The following is a 17,818-nucleotide window of genomic DNA, read 5'->3' as shown; positions in this document are numbered from 1 at the left end:
AGGGAACTATCATGAATGCTGTTATTGTCGCAGTGCTGCTTATGCTCGTGTTAAGCTTGCTGCGTGTCAATATAATCATAGCCTTAATGATCGGCGCATTAGCCGGCGGACTGACTGGAGGTTTGGGCCTTGGCGATACGGTGAAGGCTTTTACAGACGGTCTCGGCGGAAATGCCACTGTCGCCGTCAGCTACGCGCTTCTCGGTGCGTTCGCCGCGGCGTTAACAAAGACGGGGCTTCCTGATGCAATGGTCGAAGCATCTGTCAAATTAATCGGAAAAAAGGAAGACTCGCGAAAGAAAGCACTGTCTAAAGTGTTAATTGTCCTGATTATTTTAATCATCTCATGTTTTTCGCAAAATGTGGTGCCTGTTCACATCGCGTTTATTCCTGTACTGATTCCGCCGCTTTTGAAAATATTTAATGAACTTGAAATGGACCGCAGACTGATTGCGTGTGTGATGACATTCGGTCTGACGGCGCCATATATTGTTCTGCCTGTCGGTTTCGGGCAGATTTTTCAGGGCATGCTGAGAGACAATATGGCATCATCCGGTTTAAAGGTGCCGCTCAGCGATATCCCGTATGCTCTGATTATCCCGACGGCGGGAATGGTCGTCGGCTTAATTTTGGCCATTATTTTCTTCCGTAAGCCGAAAAAATATGAAATGAAAGAAATTGCCGGATTATCGTCTTCCCCTTATACGAAAAAAAGCATCGCGATCGCCGTTTTGTCGATTGCTGTGTCACTTGGGGTTCAGCTCTATCTGTCACAGGTCTTGGGAGTGGAAGGCATGATCATGGGGGCGCTTGCCGGCCTGTTTACGCTGTTTATCAGCGGGGCCATGAAACGCAATGAAGCTGATAAGCTTATTACAGACGGTATGATTCTGATGGCTTTTATCGGTTTCGTCATGCTCGTTGCGGCAGGATTTTCAAATGTATTGAATAAAACGGGCGATGTAGCATCACTAGTAAAAGCTTCCACGGGATTTATCGGCCACAGCCAATCAGTGGGTGCATTCTTGATGCTGATCGTCGGTTTGTTAATCACAATGGGAATCGGTTCTTCATTTGCGACTGTACCTGTCATTACCACTATTTTTGTGCCGCTGTGTGTTCAGCTCGGGTTCAGTCCGATGGCGACGGTTGCGGTGATCGGAGCCGCAGCCGCGCTTGGAGATGCCGGATCTCCGGCGAGTGACAGTACGCTTGGCCCGACCTCAGGCCTCAGTGCAGACGGACAGCATCACCACATTTGGGATACGTGCGTACCGACGTTCATCTTTTACAACATCCCGCTTATTTTATTCGGCTGGATTGCTGCGCTTGTCCTGTAGAAAAGGCTCCCTTGTCAGGGAGCCTTTTTTGCAGTTCTTACACAGATGACGTATGATTTCTTCTGAAACCTGTCGCTTTATGAATTGAACGATAAATGGCGGGTGCAATAAAAGCCAATATTATGGCTAAGATCATATCTTTTATGAAAAACCAAACCATATAAAACCAGGCTGTACCATAGCTGATAGGAGCATGAAGCCACAGTTTCAGCGCAATATACATATAAGTCGTGCCGATCACGTAAATGACGCCGGTCCCGATGAGAGAGGCCGCAGCATAAAGAAATCGGCCAGGCTCCGCTTTTCTTTCTAACAGCCAGCCTGCGGCAAATGCTGCCGGAATGTAAGCGAGAATAAATCCGCCGCTTTTTCCGAGAAATGGCGCAAAGCCCGCTGAGAACTGAGCAAAAATGGGCGCCCCCGCTAATCCGGCCAGTGCATAGACCGTCATCGCAATGGCGGCGCGCCTGCTGCCGAGAAGCATCGCCGCTAACAGACAAAAGAACGGCTGAAGAGATAAAGGAATTCCCGCAACTTGCAAAAAGGGAGCCATTGATGTAATGTTGGCGCCGACACCCATCAGTGCGGCAAACATCCCGATAAGCGCCATATCACCGGCGCGAAGTTTACGTTGAATCATCTGTTTTCCCCCTTATACTTGTACCAGAATAGCGTAATGGAAGGAAAAATGATTGTCAACATAATTTTTATATAGGTTTACAAAATGGAGGGAGCCATATGTTTTTCGGGAAAACGAAACAAACAGTACAATCGGAAAGAGTGCCGCCAAACCAAAATGTCACAACGAAATTTCCAGTGCTGCACGCCGGAAATGTTCCTTACTATGAAGATTTGTCAAAATGGAATCTGCAGGTTTACGGACTTGTTGATCAGCCGATGCTGTTAAGCTTTGAAGATCTGAAGACCTTTCCGAAAACCGAATCAGAAAATGATATACATTGTGTTACGGGCTGGTCCCGGCTTGATAACGTATGGCAGGGAGTGCATGCAAAAGATATCGCTGAAAAAGCGGGGGTCCAAAAAGAGGCTGGATACGTCATACTTCATGCCGAAGAAGGCTGGACCGCCAATCTGCCGCTCACTGATTTTACACGGGAAACATCTTTGCTCGCATACGCTCATAACGGAGAGCCTTTAACGCCGGAGCACGGCTATCCGCTCAGAGGCGTTTTTCCCCATCTCTATTTTTGGAAAAGCGCCAAGTGGCTGCGCGGCATCCAATTTACGAAGGAAAACCATCCTGGTTTTTGGGAGAAAAACGGCTATCATATGAGAGGAGATCCGTGGAAAAATCAGCGTTTTACATGGGATTGATCCCATGTCACGAATAGTGCTTAGGTACCTTATTAATGTAAGGTGCCTTTTTTATATGGAAAATCCATTGACTTTGTTTGGCAAAAAAACTATTATTTGAGGTGTCTTTTGATATTGAAAATCATTATCAATGAGTGCGTATAAAGTAATTATCATATGAGGGGATGAACTGATCATGGACGGAAAGAAAACAAAGCAGGAAATCGTGCAGGGCGGGCAATTTACGATTCCGGGCACAGAAGTGAGGGAGATGCGTTCACGAAAAGGAGACCGTGCGTATCAAATTTTTGTGTCTGTTCCGCAGGAGGAACCGCCTCCGTCCGGCTTCCCCGTCATTTACCTGCTTGACGGAAATTCCGTGTTCGGAACAATGGCTGAGGCTTTACGGGTGCAAAGCCGCCGGCCTGAGAAAACAGGTGTTGTTCCCGCTGTGATTGTCGGAATCGGTTATCCGACGGACCAGCCGTTTTCTGCCGCTCGCCACTGTGATTTTACACTGCCTCTGCCCGAATCAGAGCTGCCGGTGCATCCGCAAGGGATGGCGTGGCCTGAGCGCGGAGGAGCAGAAGAGTTTTTGTCATTTATTGAGGAAGAACTAAAGCCTGAAGTGGAGCGCGATTATCGCATCGACACAGGCAGACAGACGATTTTCGGCCATTCATTGGGCGGCCTTTTTGTGCTGCAAGTGCTTTTGACAAGACCGGAATTGTTTCAGACCTATATCGCAGGAAGTCCGTCCATCCATTGGAACAAACGGTTCATCCATGAAGAAGCAGAGCGCTTTGCAGCACGACTGCGGGACGACGCAGAGCTGAACGTAAGCGTTCTCTTGGCGGCCGGAGAAATCGAAAAAAGCCATAAGAGCCGGATTCCAGAGCATGCAAAAGCACTGTTTTCGGTATTATCAGAGCTTGAGAGAGAAGGAGTGCGTGCCGAATACCGGGAGTTTGAGGGCGAGGGCCATATTTCCGTTCTTCCGGTATTAATCAGCCGGGCCCTGCGGTTTGCCCTAAATCCGGGCGGACCTCACACCTCATTTTCATCTATCTGAAAAAAACAGGTACTTCGGACCAAAAACGGCTGATTCTAAAATTCTAATTGACTGCGAGATTTGATTTGGATATGATTGTCTTGAACCATAATTGATAATGATAATCATTATCAATATAGAAGGAGTATGATGATATGGACGCATTGGGAATGAAAGGGAAAACCGCTTTCGTCACCGGCGCCGCTCAAGGCATCGGAAAAGCAACGGCGCTGGCCCTTGCTGTACAAGGCGTAAATGTGGCCGCTATAGATACGAATGAAAAGAAGCTTCACGAGCTTACGGAAAGACTTCAAAGTGAAGGCGTGCGCGCTCAAGCTTTTTCGGCTGATGTATCGGACAGTGCTGCTGTAAACGATATTACTGCGGCAATTGAACGTGAAATGGGGCCTATTGAGATACTGGTCAATGTCGCCGGAGTGCTTCGGCCGGGGCCGATCCATTCCCTCAGCGACGAAGACTGGGCAAAAACGTTCTCCGTCAATACAACCGGTGTGTTTAACGTCTCGCGCGCAGTCAGCCGGTACATGATAGAGCGGAAAAAAGGCGCCATCGTTACGGTCGGCTCAAATGCGGCCGGTGTGCCCCGGGCGTCCATGGCTGCTTATGCCGCGTCAAAAGCGGCAGCCGTCATGTTTACGAAATGCCTCGGACTGGAGCTTGCGGAATATAACATCCGCTGCAACATCGTGTCTCCCGGTTCAACCGAAACGGAAATGCAGAGGGCGCTTTGGCAGAATGAAAACGGAGCCAGGGATGTGATTGCAGGCTCTCTTGACACATATAAAACAGGAATTCCGCTGAAAAAACTGGCAAAGCCTTCTGATATTGCAAATGCCGTTCTTTTTTTAGCCTCTGAACAGGCAAACCATATTACGATGCACGATTTATGCGTCGATGGCGGCGCTACTTTAGGCGTTTGATTCACGATAAGGAGGTACGGACATGTCAAACCAACATTTATTGACAGAGATGTCAGCAAGAGAGGTGCTTGAAGCGTATCGGCCCGGGGCATTCTTTTTAGCTTCCCCCCGCAGCACGATGCTTGCGGAAGGGATATTTGCGAAAGTGCCGGAAGCAGAGGCCGATTCCCAGCTGAATACGCTGTCTGAACGTGTAATGCGTACGCTTGATCAGGCGAAGCGCTCCGGTATAAACCATCCGATTGTGGCAGGGGCCATTCCTTTTGACGGCACAAAGGCATCGCAGCTTTTTGTCCCGAGAGACGTTCATTTGGCCGAACCGCTTTCATTTATGACAATTTCACCTGAAAAACCGCAGACAAATACATACGACATTTTGCCTGTTCCGGAGCCTGAGGGCTTTATGCGCGGTGTGGAAAAGGGCGTTTTTAACATTACGGATGGCCCGCTCAGTAAGATTGTGCTGTCAAGAACGCTCCTTCTGACCGCAGAAAAGGATATTGATATTCATCAAGCCGTTAAGCATTTGGCGCAGCACAATCCGCACGGCTATACGTTTGCCGCAGATGTGACCGGAACATCAGAAGCGCGGAAAACGCTTTTCGGCGCAAGCCCTGAGCTGCTTCTTTCTAAAACCGGAACGGCTATTATGTCCAATCCTTTGGCAGGCTCAAGACCGCGCAGCACAGATCCGATTGAGGATCAGAGAAGAGCGGATGAATTGCTGGCTTCAGCCAAGGATCTGCATGAGCATGCGGTTGTTGTCGCTGCCGTTGCCTCTGCCCTTAAACCGTTCTGCCGGAAACTCGATGTGCCGGATAAACCGTCGCTTATTCAAACGGAGGCCATGTGGCACCTTTCAACCGAGGTAAGGGGAGAGCTTTCTGATCCGTCAACGACTTCGCTTGAGCTGGCGATCGCTCTTCATCCGACTCCGGCGGTATGCGGAACGCCTACAGATGCGGCACGGGAGGCGATTTTTGACATTGAACCGTTTGACCGCGGATTTTATACGGGAATGGCGGGCTGGTGTGATGCTGAAGGTGACGGAGAATGGATTATCGCACTTCGCTGCGCAGAGGCAAAAGCGCGTTCTCTCCGTCTGTTTGCAGGCGCCGGTATTGTCGCCGGATCAAAACCTCAGGATGAATTGGACGAGACATCTGCTAAATTCCGCACGATGCTCCGCGCGATGGGACTTTATCAAGATGACATGTAATGGAGAAGGGGGAAATCGATCATGCTGACTGGATTTACGCCGTGGCCGAAAGAGTTAGAGGATCAATACCGCAAAGACGGCTGCTGGAAAGGCGAAACCTTCGGAGGGGTGCTGAAAGAGCGGGCCGCTTTATATGGAGATCGCCCTGCCGTCACATGTGGTGAGACAAATTGGAGCTACAAAGAACTAGATGAAAGAGCAGATCGTTTAGCGGCCGGCCTGCACAAGCTCGGGATTCAAAAGGAAGACCGGGTCGTGATACAGCTTCCGAATACAGCCGAGTTTTTTGAGGTGATTTTCGCGCTGTTCCGCTTGGGGGCGCTGCCTGTTTTTGCGCTTCCTTCCCATAGAAGCAGTGAGATTACGTATTTTTGTGAGTTTGCAGAGGCGAAAGCCTACATCATTCCTGATACACATTCAGGATTTGATTACAGAGGCCTTGCAAGACAGGTGAAAGACAAACTTCCGTCCTTGGAACATGTAATTGTGGCGGGAGAGGCTGAAGAATTCCAGCAGCTGAGCAGCCTGCATACGGAACCTGTTCATCTGGAGGAAGTAAGTCCGGCTGAGGTTGCTTTTTTGCAGCTGTCAGGAGGAAGCACGGGGCTGTCCAAGCTGATTCCCCGAACACACGATGATTACATATACAGTTTGCGCCTCAGTGCGGAAATTTGCGGCCTGGATGATCAGAGTGTCTATTTGGCGGCCCTGCCGGCTGCGCATAATTATCCGCTCAGCTCACCGGGTGTTCTGGGAACTTTATATGCGGGGGGACGAGTTGTCTTATCACCGACGCCGAGTCCTGATGATTGCTTCCCTTTGATTGAACAAGAAAATGTGACGATTACCGCGCTCGTTCCGCCGCTTGCGATGGTGTGGATGGAAGCTGCGGGTACCCGCCGAAATGATTTATCCAGCCTCCAAGTGCTGCAAGTGGGAGGCGCGAAATTCAGCGCCGAAGCGGCCCGCAGGGTGAAGACCGCGTTCGGGTGCACGCTCCAGCAGGTTTTCGGAATGGCGGAAGGTCTGGTGAATTATACGAGGCTGGATGACCCGGAGGATATTATCGTCAACACTCAAGGTAAACCGATGTCACCGTTTGACGAGGTGCGGGTGGTAGATGATGACGGGCGGGATGCAGCACCTGGGGAAACCGGCCATTTGCTTACGCGCGGCCCATACACGATACGCGGCTATTATAAAGCACCTGAGCATAATGAAAGGTCGTTTACCGCTGATGGATTTTATCAGACAGGCGATATCGTCAGACTCACTCCGTCCGGCTATATCATCGTTGAGGGACGTGCGAAAGATCAAATCAATCGGGGCGGTGAAAAAATTGCCGCAGAGGAGGTAGAAAACCACCTCCTTGCCCATCCTGCTGTTCATGATGCAGCCATGGTGTCAATGCCAGATGATTTTCTCGGCGAGCGGTCTTGCGTGTTCGTTATACCAAAAGGAGAAACGCCAAAACCGGGAGAGCTGAAAGCATTTTTGCGTAAACGGGGACTTGCAGCGTATAAAATTCCCGACCGGATTGAATTTATCAGCTCATTCCCGCAAACGGGCGTCGGAAAGGTCAGTAAAAAGGATCTTCGTGAAACGATTGCCAAAAAACTGAAGCCTGCCCAAATCGAACTATAATAATAAAAGGAAGTGTTTACATGGCTATTCCGGCTATTCCTGCATATGCGATGCCAACAGCGTCAGATATGCCGAAAAATAAAGTATCATGGAATCTTAATCCTAAACGCGCGGTACTTTTAATTCATGACATGCAAAATTATTTCGTCGATGCCTTTATGAAGGGAGAGTCCCCGATTACGGATGCGGCTGCCAATATCAGCAAATTAAAAGAGCAATGCAGGGCGCTCGGTATTCCGGTCGTGTATACCGCACAGCCGGGCAGCCAAGATCCGTCAGATCGTGCCCTTCTGACTGATTTTTGGGGGCCGGGTCTTAAAAGCGGCCCTTACGAGGAAAAGGTCATTAAGGAGCTTGCCCCTGACGATCAGGACATTGTCCTGACAAAATGGAGGTACAGCGCCTTTAAACGAACCGATCTTCTGAACATCATGCGTGAAAGCGGGAGAGACCAGCTGATCATTACGGGAATTTATGCGCACATTGGCTGCCTTGTAACAGCCTGTGAGGCGTTTATGGAAGATATCCAAAGCTTTTTTATCGGGGACGCTGTTGCTGATTTTTCCTTGGAAAAGCATAAGATGGCTTTAACGTATGCGGCCGAACGCTGCGCGTTCACCGCTTTGACAAGTGAGGTGCTGGAGAGTCTGAACGGCGCGTCTCAGTCCGGAACGGAAGCAGGGGCTGAGACAGCTTCAGCGGTCCTGACGAAAGACCGGGTGCGTGAGCAAATTGCGGCGCTGCTTCAAGAATCGCCGTCTGATATTGATGAGCATGAAGATTTGCTGGACAGAGGTCTTGATTCGGTCAGAATCATGAGTCTCGTCGAACAATGGCGCCGTGCGGGAGCTGAAGTCACATTTGTGGAACTGGCGGAGAACCCGACGCTGGAAGAATGGTGGAGACTGCTTTCTTCCCGATCTCAAAAAGTCTTGCCGAACGCAGATTATTTATAAGGGAGAGAATAGAATGCATGATACACAACAGCTGCCTCTGACAGGCGCCCAGGCCGGTATCTGGTTTGCGCAGCAGCTTGATCCTGATAATCCGATTTACAATACAGGCGAGTATATTGAGATTAACGGCACAATTGATGTTCAACTGTTTGAAACGGCGCTTGTACGCGTTTTAACGGAAGCTGCATCGTTACATGCCCGATTCGGAGAGGACATGGACGGGCCATGGCAAATCATCAATCCGTCTCCCCGCATTACACTTGACGTGATCGACGTGAGTGCGGAAGCTGATCCGAAACAGGCAGCCCTCAGCCTGATGCAGGCCGATCTGGCTGAGCCTGTTGATATTACGTGCGGCCCGCTGTTTCGTGAAGTTTTATTTAAGGCAGGGCCGGAACGCTTTTTCTGGTATCAGCGCATTCACCATATTGCGATAGACGGCTACGGTTTTTCACTGCTGGCCCGGCGTACGGCACAAATGTACACCGAAATCACGAAGGGTCGTCCGGATGGTGGACGCTCCTTTGGTTCTTTTCCGCAATTGATTACAGAAGATCAAGATTACCGCGCCTCGGAGCGGTTCCGGGAAGATCGCGCCTTTTGGCTGGAGCGGTTTTCAGACGGGCCTGATGTCGTCAGTTTGGCGGACAGAGCGCCGAGAACGTCGAAAAGCTTTCATCGCTGTACGGCTTATATGTCTGAAACGGCTTTAACCGCCTTGAAATCATTGCCCAATTGGCATGAAGTCGTCGTGGCGGCGGCAGCTTCCTATATTCACCGTTTGACAAATGCCGGGGAAGTGGTGCTCGGACTGCCGATGATGGGCCGTATCAGGTCAATTTCACTGAATATTCCGAGTATGGCGATGAATCTTCTTCCGTTACGCCTTTCTCTCCGCCCGGATATGAGTTTTCAAGAGGCGGTCAGCCAAGTATCAAAAGAAATCCGCAGCATCCGGCGCCATCAAAAATACCGTCATGAAGACCTGCGCCGCGATCTTAAATTGATAGGTGAAAACCGCAGGCTGTTCGGCCCGTTAATCAATGTGATGCCGTTTGATTACAAACTTGATTTTGCGGGAGCGAAGGGCACTGTTCATAATTTGTCAGCAGGGCCTGTTGATGATCTGTCGATTAACGTCTGCGACAGATCAGACGGCAGCGGTTTGCGGGTAGACTTTGACGCGAATCCGGAAGTGTACAGTGCACAAGATGTAAAAGATCATCAAAAACGCTTCCTGCTTCTTTTGGAAACGGCCGTGCAAAATCAAATGGAAAAGATCGGAAGGATCAATCTTCTGCTTGAAAACGAGCGCAATAGCGTGCTGAAACATTGGAATGACACAGCAAAGACAGAAAGGCAAAAATGTTTGTCAGAGCTGTTTGACGATCAGGCTGCCAAAACACCGGACCGCCCGGCAATTATCAGTGAAAACGAAGAACTGAGTTACGCCGAACTGAACAGGCGGGCGAATCAGCTTGCGCATTTGTTAAAGGAAAAGGGGCTTGGACCGGAGCAATTTGCAGCATTGCTGCTTCCTCGTTCAGCGGACTTGGTGATCAGCATGCTCGCCGTGTTGAAAACGGGAGCTGCTTACCTGCCGCTTGATCCGGATTTTCCTTCTGACCGGATCACATACATGCTCAAGGATGCACAGCCTGTCTGTCTGATTACCTCTTCGGAATTGTCAGACCGTTTGCCTGAAGAAAGCAAAGCGGAAAAGATCATACTGGATGATCCGGAGACAGAAAAAGCGGCAGCCAAGCATGTTGCGGACAGCTCCGTTCAAACGGACGGCCTGTCACCTCTTCATCCCGCGTACATCATTTATACCTCGGGGTCAACAGGCAGACCGAAAGGCGTTGTTGTCACTCTAAAAAGCGTGAGCAATTTCCTCTTATCGATGCAGGAAATGTTCCCGTTCGGCGCACGAGACCGCCTGCTCGCCGTCACTACTGCGGCGTTTGATATTTCCGGACTTGAGCTGTTTCTTCCGCTCATCAGCGGAGCGGGCTGTGTTATTGCCCGCAAAGAGACCATTCAGGAACCGCAGGCGCTGGCAAAAATGATTCAAGCGTATGGCATTACGATCATGCAGGCGACGCCGACATTATGGCACTCGCTTGTTACCAATGAACCGGAATCACTCCGGACGCTTAAGGTGCTTGTCGGGGGAGAAGCGCTTCCAAGCTCACTTATGCATGCGCTGCTTGAATTAGGCTGTTCGGTTACTAATTTATACGGGCCTACTGAAACAACAATCTGGTCAGCCGCCCAGCCGCTTAAAAAGGGCCAAACCGGAGCGCCTCCGATCGGAAAACCGATTTGGAACACGCAGGTATATGTGCTGGATGCCGCATTGCAGCCTGTCCCGCCGGGAATTGCGGGTGAGCTTTATATCGCGGGGGATGGGCTTGCCAGAGGCTATTATAACCGATCTGATTTAACCGCGGAACGCTTTGTCGCTGATCCGTTCGGCCCGGCTGGTGCAAGAATGTACCGAACGGGAGATCTCGTGCGCTGGCGCGAGGATGGCTCGCTTGATTATATCAGCAGAGCGGACCATCAAATCAAAATCCGCGGGTTCCGGATTGAATTAGGTGAGATTGAAACGGTGCTGTCGAAATATCCCGGTATTTTGCAGGCCGCTGCGGTTGTTCGCGAGGATCAGCCGGGAGATAAGCGTTTGGCGGCATACGTTGTGGCAGATCATAGCTTTGAAACCGCTGAGCTGCGCGCGTATATGGGAGAAAGCCTGCCGGATTACATGGTTCCGAGCGCCTTTGTTCAGCTTGAAGAACTGCCGTTAACACCGAACAAAAAACTGGATCGCAGCGCTTTGCCTGCGCCGGATTTTTCCGCTGTCCTGTCAGAAAGAGGGCCGCGCACGCCGCAGGAGGACATATTGTGCGATCTGTTTGCTGAGGTCCTCGGTTTGGCAAGAGTCGGCATTGATGACGGATTCTTTGAATTAGGCGGACATTCGCTGCTGGCGGGGCGCCTGATGAGCCGGATTCGTGAGACGATGGGCGCGGAGCTTGGCATCGGCCGGCTGTTTGATACGCCGACAGTTGCAGGCCTTGCTGAACAGCTTGATACTGCAAGAAGCGTACGGCCTGCATTAAAGCCGCTTGACCGTCCGGAGCATATCCCGCTGTCATTTGCGCAGCTGCGCTTGTGGTTTCTCTATTGCCTCGAAGGGCCGAGCCCGACTTACAACATCCCGGTTGTCGTCCGTATGTCAGGTAAGCTGGATCAATCAGCGCTGGAAAACGCTCTTTACGATGTCGTCAGCCGCCATGAAAGCCTCCGCACCATTTTTCCGGAGAATAAGGGTTCAGCAAGCCAGCTTATTTTACCTGCTGATGATGCGCGGCCGGCATTCATCGTGACAAACACAAGTGAGAGCGAACTTCATGATCTGATTGCGGCTGCTGCCCGCTACCGGTTTGACCTCGCAAAAGAGCCGGCCATCCGCGCCGAGCTGTTTGATCTTGGCGGGGATGAGTATGCGCTGTTGGTCCTGCTGCATCATATTGCCGGTGACGGCTGGTCCTTGAATCCTCTCATGCGTGATTTGTCCGCGGCCTATACCGCGCGCTGTGCGGGCAAAAAAGCCGAATGGGCGCCGCTGTCCGTTCAGTATGCGGATTATGCGCTCTGGCAGCAGCAGCTTTTAGGCAGTGAGAATGATGCTGAGAGCTTAATCGCCCGCCAGCTTGATTTCTGGAAGAAGACGCTTGAAAACGTACCGGATCAGCTGGAGCTGCCGGCAGATTTTCCGCGTCCTGCCGAATCAAGCTACAGGGGGGGCACCGTCCCGGTTAAAATAGATCAGGATCTTCATGCCGGTCTCTTGACACTTGCCAGAGACCGGCGGGTGAGCTTGTTTATGGTGCTGCAAGCAGGGCTTTCCGCATTGCTGACCCGTCTTGGCGCAGGTACGGATATTCCGATCGGCAGCCCGATCGCCGGACGAAGTGACGATGCATTAGGTGAACTTGTGGGCATGTTCATCAATACATTGGTGCTCAGAACCGATACATCGGGTGATCCTAGTTTTTCTGAACTCCTTGAGAGAGTCAGAGGGGTCAATCTGGCGGCATATGAAAATCAGGATGTCCCGTTTGAACGTCTCGTTGAGGTGTTGAATCCGATTCGTTCCCGGTCGAGACACCCGCTCTTCCAAGTGATGCTCGCTTTCCAAAATACGCCTGATCCAGTGCTCAGCCTTCCGGAAATCGAAACAAGCCTTCAAATCAACAGCGTCGGTGCGTCCAAATTTGATTTGACGCTGGAATTGGCCGAACAGCGCCATGCCGACGGCACACCTGCAGGTATTGAGGGCCTTCTTGAATTCAGCACTGATTTATTTGAAAAAGAAACGGCGGAAGCACTTGCCGGCCGTCTGCTTCAACTGCTTGCTGAAGCTGCCGCTGACCCGAACAGGCCGATCGGAAGCTTATCTATTCTTTCTGATGAAGAGCGCCGTCAGCTATTGCCTGACTGGCGAAAAAAACATGATCTTCAGCCTCAGAAGAGTCTGCCTGAATTGTTTGAAATGCAGGCCGCCCGAAAGCGTGATGAAACGGCGGCAGTATTTGAAGAGAGGGAACTCACTTACGGAGAGCTGAATCGAAAAGCCAATCAGCTGGCACATATGCTGATTGCCCGGGGCGTCGGGCCGGAGCAGTTTGTCGCACTGGCGCTTCCGCGTTCCTTGGACATGATTGTCGGACTGTTAGCCGTCCTGAAAACAGGAGCCGCGTATTTGCCGCTTGATCCGGATTATCCGGCTGACCGTATCGCTTTTATGCTGCAAGATGCCAAACCTGTATATATGCTCACCAATCGAGAGGCCGCGTTAAAGCTTTCTGCCGGAAGCGAAGTGCCGTCATTTACACTTGATGATCCGCGCATTGCAGAGAAGCTCAATCAATATGCGGACACAAACCCTGAGGACGCCGGCCGGATTTGCCCGCTGTCGCCGCTTCATCCGGCTTACGTGATTTATACGTCAGGCTCGACGGGCGTGCCAAAAGGCGTCATCATACCGCATCATAATGTGATCCGGCTGTTTGAATCGACGCAGCACTGGTACCGCTTTGATTCTGAAGATGTGTGGACGATGTTTCATTCCTACGCTTTTGATTTCTCTGTCTGGGAAATTTGGGGGCCTTTGCTTCACGGGGGACGGCTCGTCATCGTGCCGCATGACATCAGCAGGTCGCCTGAGGCATTTTTACGCCTTCTTGCAAAAGAGCGGGTAACGGTGCTTAACCAAACTCCGTCCGCGTTTTACCAGCTGATGCAGGCGGAAAAAGAAAACAAAGAGCTGGGACAAAGGCTTGCGCTCAGATATATCATCTTCGGCGGCGAGGCGCTTGAATTAAGCCGGCTGGAGGACTGGTATACCCGCCATCCTGACAACAAACCGAAGCTCATTAATATGTACGGCATTACAGAAACCACGGTGCACGTCAGTTATCTTGAATTAGACAAAGACATTGCCGCCCTCAGAGCGAACAGCCTCATTGGCTGCGGCATTCCTGATCTGAGCGTATACGTGCTTGATGACAGACTGCAGCCCGTGCCTCCCGGAATAACCGGTGAGATGTATGTTGCGGGTCAGGGTGTGGCGCGCGGTTATTTAGGGCGGCAAAGCCTGACTGCGGAACGCTTTGTTGCTGATCCGTACGGGCCGCCGGGAACCAGAATGTACCGGACGGGAGATTTAGCGCGTCTGCGGACGGACGGCTCGCTCGATTATATGGGCCGGGCTGACCATCAGATTAAAATCCGCGGATTTAGGATTGAACTGGGAGAAATCGAAGCGGTTCTCGTCAGACATCCGGATGTGGAGGACGCTGCCGTAGTCGTCCGTGAAGACCAGCCGGGAGATAAACGGCTTGCCGCTTATCTAGTCTGTTCTGATAACAGCGCTTTTGATACAGGGGACATGCGCCGCTTTGCCGGAGAAAGCCTGCCGGATTACATGGTTCCTTCAGCCTTTGTGAAAATCGATGAACTGCCGCTGACGCCGAATGGGAAACTCGACAGGAAAGCGCTGCCCGCTCCTGACTTCCAAATGGAGATTACCGGACGGGGGCCGAGAACGCCGCAAGAGGAAATGCTGTGTGAGCTGTTTGCTGAAGTGCTGCATCTGCCGCGGGTCGGCATTGATGACCGATTCTTTGATCTAGGCGGACATTCATTGCTTGCGGTTCATTTAATGAGCCGCATTCGGGAAGCGATGGGAGCTGAGCTCAGCATCGGGACTTTATTTGAAGCTCCTACAGTCGCGAGCCTTGCCGAACGGCTTGAAACGGGGACAGGCACAAGCGCGCTGGATGTTCTTCTGCCGCTCAGAACGGCCGGAGAAGAAACGCCGCTGTTTTGTGTCCACCCGGCCGGCGGTCTCAGCTGGTGTTATGCCGGACTGATGTCCTCATTACAAGCAGATTATCCGATTTACGGATTACAGGCGAGAGGTATCGGGAAAAAGGAACAGCTTCCGCAAAGCTTAGATGAAATGGCGGCGGATTATATCGAGCAGATCCGCACTGTTCAGCCGAAAGGCCCGTACCGGCTGCTCGGCTGGTCGCTGGGAGGAAATGTGATTCAGGCTATGGCGACGCAATTACAGCGCCAGGGTGAAGAGGTTTCTCTTTTAGTCATGCTTGACGCGTATCCGAATCACTTTCTGCCGATTAAAAATGCGCCGGATGATGAAGAAGCCGTCATTGCGCTGCTTGCTTTAGGAGGATATGATCCGGACAGCCTCGGTGATCAGCCGCTTGACTTTGACAGCGCGCTGGAGATCCTTCGCCGTGAAGGAAGCGCGTTAGCCAGCCTGGATGAATCTGTCATGATGAACCTGAAGGACACATACGTCAATTCTGTCGGTCTTTTAGGGAAATATACGCCGCAGCCGTTTCATGGAGATGTTCTGTTCTTCAGATCCACGGTCATCCCTGAATGGTTTGACCCGATTGAACCGGATACATGGAAACCTTATATTACGGGAGAAATCGAGCGGTATGATTTAGACTGCCGCCATAAAGATTTATGCCAGCCGGGCCCGCTCGCGGAAATCGGCGCGATCCTGGCAAAGAAATTAAAAGGCCGGCGTACAGTCCGGTAAAGGAAGGAGAGAGCTGACATGACAAATCCCTTTGAACAGGAAGACGGCATATACCATGTGCTGGTCAACGCCGAAGGCCAATACTCGCTTTGGCCGGCCTATCTTGATGTGCCGGACGGATGGGAAGCTTGCGTGAAGGACGAGAAACGCAAGGTGTGTCTGGAGTATATCGAGACGAATTGGCGTGATATGAGGCCTGAAAGCCTGAAACAGACCGAACGTGCCAAGATGTAATGAAAGAAGCCTGCCGATTCATTCGGCAGGCTTTTTATACAAAAAAATCAGCTGGTAAGCTGTGTATGATCGCAATCCTTAAAGGGATGGCCTTCCTCATTTGTGCACCAGGACTGAGATAAGAAAGCTAAGAAGACCGCGGCCCACTGGTCTGAAAACTGGATTAAAATGCCGCCGTCGTGCCAGATGCCGTTATCCTTTTTCCAGCGTGTATCTATCGGGTTTCCTTGGTTCATATGAATATTATGCATGCCGTTTGTCGGTTTGAACCCGAATATCTTATCAGCCGCCGGTTCAGGCCCGAATTTAGAGCCGTAAATATAGACGGCTGCTTTTTCTGCCTTGGCCTTTTGCATATAGGTTTCAATAAAATCATTTAAATCATTATCAGGCCCCGTGACTTCATGCGGGAGCGGCTCCATTTTCTGCGGATCAAACAGTCCGCCGCGCACATAATCCAGCGCCAGTTCACGATTGGTCTCATCAATCGCGGTATATCCATACGGTATGTTCGGAAGCAGGGTAATGGCACTCGCGTCAAAATGATCGCGTGCCGCATAGAGAACCTCTGATTCCTTTGAGCTCGACATGACATTGATCGCACAGCGATAGCGCGTATCAGGCTCGCCAAGCACCTCGACTTGAAAATGCGGAGAATCATCATCTGTTTCCCTTCTCATATCTAAGACAGTGCCTTTTAGTACACCATAATGCTGAACAGCCATATGAATCCTCCTTTTCTTTCGGGATATGAATCTATATTCGAGGCCGCGGGGCCGTTTTCCTTTTGATGAAAATAGAAAAAAGGACAGCCGGTTAATCGGCCACCCTTTTCATTTTTATTAAGCCCCTGTCACTGAACCTTGCAGCGCTTTCTCGGCAGGCACGTAATCGTAGCCTAAGTCTTTGGCAACCGCTTCATACGTCACATGACCGTTTGCCGTATTTAAGCCCGCTTTGAGCGCCGGACTGTCTGCAATTGCAGCGGCCGCGCCTTTATTGGCGATTTCAAGGGCGTAAGGGACGGTTACATTTGTTAACGCAAGCGTTGATGTGCGCGGTACGGCACCCGGCATATTGGCGACGGCGTAGTGAACGACACCGTGTTTTTCGTACGTTGGGTTATCGTGAGTTGTAATATGATCAACGGTTTCAACGATGCCGCCCTGATCGATGGCAACATCAACAATGACTGAACCCGGTTTCATTTGTTTTACCATTTCTTCTGTAACGAGAGTCGGTGCTTTGGCGCCCGGGATGAGCACGGCGCAAATCAGAAGATCCGCTTCAGCCACAGAGTCTGCGATATTGACAGGATTTGAGATCAGTGTTTTAATCTGATGCCCGAATATATCATCAAGCTGGCGCAGCCGGTCTGCGTTCAAGTCGATCATTGTCACATCGGCACCAAGTCCGACAGCCATTTTCGCGGCGTTTGTTCCGACGCCTCCTCCTCCGATAATGGTGACTTTTCCGCGGGAAACGCCCGGTACGCCCGCTAATAAAATTCCCTTTCCGCCTTTTGGTTTTTCAAGGAACTGGGCGCCGATTTGAGCAGCCATTCTGCCTGCCACCTCAGACATTGGCGTAAGCAGCGGCAATGAACGCCCGTCAGTTACTGTTTCATATGCAATAGCTGTCACGCCTTTTTCTGTAAGCGCTTTAGCTAATTCCGGCTCTGCGGCTAAATGAAGGTATGTGAATAAGACCAGGCCTTGGCGGAAATACGCGTATTCCTCAGCCAGCGGCTCTTTCACCTTCATGACCATTTCTGCATCCCATACTTGCTTTCTGTCTTCAAGAATTTCCGCGCCTGCGGATACGTAATCTTCATTTGTAAAGCCGCTTCCAAGGCCTGCTCCGGATTCCACAAGAACCCGATGGCCGTGTCCGGCTAGCTGTGAAACGCCTCCAGGTGTTAATGCAACTCGGTTTTCATTGTTTTTGATTTCCTTTGGAACCCCTATAATCATGT

12 protein-coding genes are annotated in these 17,818 nt (G+C 51.0%); 9 read left to right on the top strand and 3 right to left on the bottom strand.

Annotated elements, in window-relative coordinates:
* Positions 1 to 11 precede the first annotated feature (11 nt).
* The gene (locus KY305_RS00520) at positions 12 to 1,340 is read left to right on the top strand and encodes a Na+/H+ antiporter family protein (RefSeq protein WP_223060896.1); all 1,329 of its coding nucleotides are present in this window, start codon (positions 12 to 14) and stop codon (positions 1,338 to 1,340) included.
* Between the two features lie 37 nt (positions 1,341 to 1,377).
* Here KY305_RS00520 and KY305_RS00515 read toward each other — a convergent pair whose 3' ends face one another.
* Entirely contained in the window at positions 1,378 to 1,980 is a 603-nt protein-coding gene (locus KY305_RS00515; protein WP_223060895.1) for a biotin transporter BioY, read from the bottom strand.
* Between the two features lie 98 nt (positions 1,981 to 2,078).
* Here KY305_RS00515 and KY305_RS00510 point away from each other — a divergent pair, with 98 nt between their 5' ends.
* The 8 genes from KY305_RS00510 (at position 2,079) to KY305_RS00475 (ending at position 15,843) form a co-directional block, all read left to right on the top strand.
* Complete coding sequence (locus tag KY305_RS00510) at positions 2,079 to 2,675, top strand: sulfite oxidase-like oxidoreductase (RefSeq protein WP_223060894.1); 597 nt, start codon at positions 2,079 to 2,081, stop codon at positions 2,673 to 2,675.
* Positions 2,676 to 2,850: 175 nt separating this feature from the next.
* Entirely contained in the window at positions 2,851 to 3,726 is an 876-nt protein-coding gene (locus tag KY305_RS00505) for an alpha/beta hydrolase (RefSeq protein WP_223060893.1), read from the top strand.
* Between the two features lie 134 nt (positions 3,727 to 3,860).
* Entirely contained in the window at positions 3,861 to 4,646 is a 786-nt protein-coding gene (locus KY305_RS00500; RefSeq protein WP_223060892.1) for a 2,3-dihydro-2,3-dihydroxybenzoate dehydrogenase, read from the top strand.
* Positions 4,647 to 4,668: 22 nt separating this feature from the next.
* Positions 4,669 to 5,865, top strand: a complete 1,197-nt coding sequence (dhbC, locus tag KY305_RS00495) for an isochorismate synthase DhbC (protein WP_223060891.1) — start codon at positions 4,669 to 4,671, stop codon at positions 5,863 to 5,865.
* A 21-nt stretch (positions 5,866 to 5,886) separates the two neighbouring features.
* Positions 5,887 to 7,509 carry a (2,3-dihydroxybenzoyl)adenylate synthase gene (locus KY305_RS00490; RefSeq protein WP_223060890.1) on the top strand — a complete coding sequence of 541 codons (1,623 nt, stop codon included), beginning with the start codon at positions 5,887 to 5,889 and terminating at the stop codon, positions 7,507 to 7,509.
* A 20-nt stretch (positions 7,510 to 7,529) separates the two neighbouring features.
* Positions 7,530 to 8,465, top strand: a complete 936-nt coding sequence (locus tag KY305_RS00485; RefSeq protein ID WP_223060889.1) for an isochorismatase — start codon at positions 7,530 to 7,532, stop codon at positions 8,463 to 8,465.
* 13 nt (positions 8,466 to 8,478) lie between these two features.
* The gene (locus tag KY305_RS00480; protein ID WP_223060888.1) at positions 8,479 to 15,609 is read left to right on the top strand and encodes an amino acid adenylation domain-containing protein; all 7,131 of its coding nucleotides are present in this window, start codon (positions 8,479 to 8,481) and stop codon (positions 15,607 to 15,609) included.
* Positions 15,610 to 15,627: 18 nt separating this feature from the next.
* Complete coding sequence (locus KY305_RS00475; RefSeq protein WP_223060887.1) at positions 15,628 to 15,843, top strand: MbtH family protein; 216 nt, start codon at positions 15,628 to 15,630, stop codon at positions 15,841 to 15,843.
* Between the two features lie 47 nt (positions 15,844 to 15,890).
* Here the strand turns inward: KY305_RS00475 and KY305_RS00470 are convergent, their stop codons facing one another.
* The gene (locus tag KY305_RS00470) at positions 15,891 to 16,568 is read right to left on the bottom strand and encodes a YukJ family protein (RefSeq protein ID WP_223060886.1); all 678 of its coding nucleotides are present in this window, start codon (positions 16,566 to 16,568) and stop codon (positions 15,891 to 15,893) included.
* A 117-nt stretch (positions 16,569 to 16,685) separates the two neighbouring features.
* The gene (gene ald / locus KY305_RS00465; RefSeq protein ID WP_214803431.1) at positions 16,686 to 17,816 is read right to left on the bottom strand and encodes an alanine dehydrogenase; all 1,131 of its coding nucleotides are present in this window, start codon (positions 17,814 to 17,816) and stop codon (positions 16,686 to 16,688) included.
* Between the last annotated feature and the right edge of the window lie 2 nt (positions 17,817 to 17,818).

Source organism: Bacillus sp. YC2 (assembly GCF_019891195.1).
In the GTDB taxonomy this organism is placed as follows: domain Bacteria; phylum Bacillota; class Bacilli; order Bacillales; family Bacillaceae; genus Bacillus.
The sequence above is the reverse complement of the archived record's forward strand: the minus strand, read 5'-3'. Positions and strand labels throughout refer to the sequence as shown.

Excerpts from the sequence above, each read along its gene's own strand:
- dhbC (WP_223060891.1), top strand. The coding sequence starts at position 4,669 with ATGTCAAACCAACATTTATTGACAGAGATGTCAGCAAGAGAGGTGCTT.
- KY305_RS00490 (WP_223060890.1), top strand. The coding sequence starts at position 5,887 with ATGCTGACTGGATTTACGCCGTGGCCGAAAGAGTTAGAGGATCAATAC.
- KY305_RS00485 (WP_223060889.1), top strand. The coding sequence starts at position 7,530 with ATGGCTATTCCGGCTATTCCTGCATATGCGATGCCAACAGCGTCAGAT.
- KY305_RS00480 (WP_223060888.1), top strand. The coding sequence starts at position 8,479 with ATGCATGATACACAACAGCTGCCTCTGACAGGCGCCCAGGCCGGTATC.
- KY305_RS00500 (WP_223060892.1), top strand. The coding sequence starts at position 3,861 with ATGGACGCATTGGGAATGAAAGGGAAAACCGCTTTCGTCACCGGCGCC.
- KY305_RS00520 (WP_223060896.1), top strand. The coding sequence starts at position 12 with ATGAATGCTGTTATTGTCGCAGTGCTGCTTATGCTCGTGTTAAGCTTG.
- KY305_RS00470 (WP_223060886.1), bottom strand. The coding sequence starts at position 16,568 with ATGGCTGTTCAGCATTATGGTGTACTAAAAGGCACTGTCTTAGATATG.
- KY305_RS00515 (WP_223060895.1), bottom strand. The coding sequence starts at position 1,980 with ATGATTCAACGTAAACTTCGCGCCGGTGATATGGCGCTTATCGGGATG.
- KY305_RS00475 (WP_223060887.1), top strand. The coding sequence starts at position 15,628 with ATGACAAATCCCTTTGAACAGGAAGACGGCATATACCATGTGCTGGTC.
- KY305_RS00510 (WP_223060894.1), top strand. The coding sequence starts at position 2,079 with ATGTTTTTCGGGAAAACGAAACAAACAGTACAATCGGAAAGAGTGCCG.
- KY305_RS00505 (WP_223060893.1), top strand. The coding sequence starts at position 2,851 with ATGGACGGAAAGAAAACAAAGCAGGAAATCGTGCAGGGCGGGCAATTT.
- ald (WP_214803431.1), bottom strand. The coding sequence starts at position 17,816 with ATGATTATAGGGGTTCCAAAGGAAATCAAAAACAATGAAAACCGAGTT.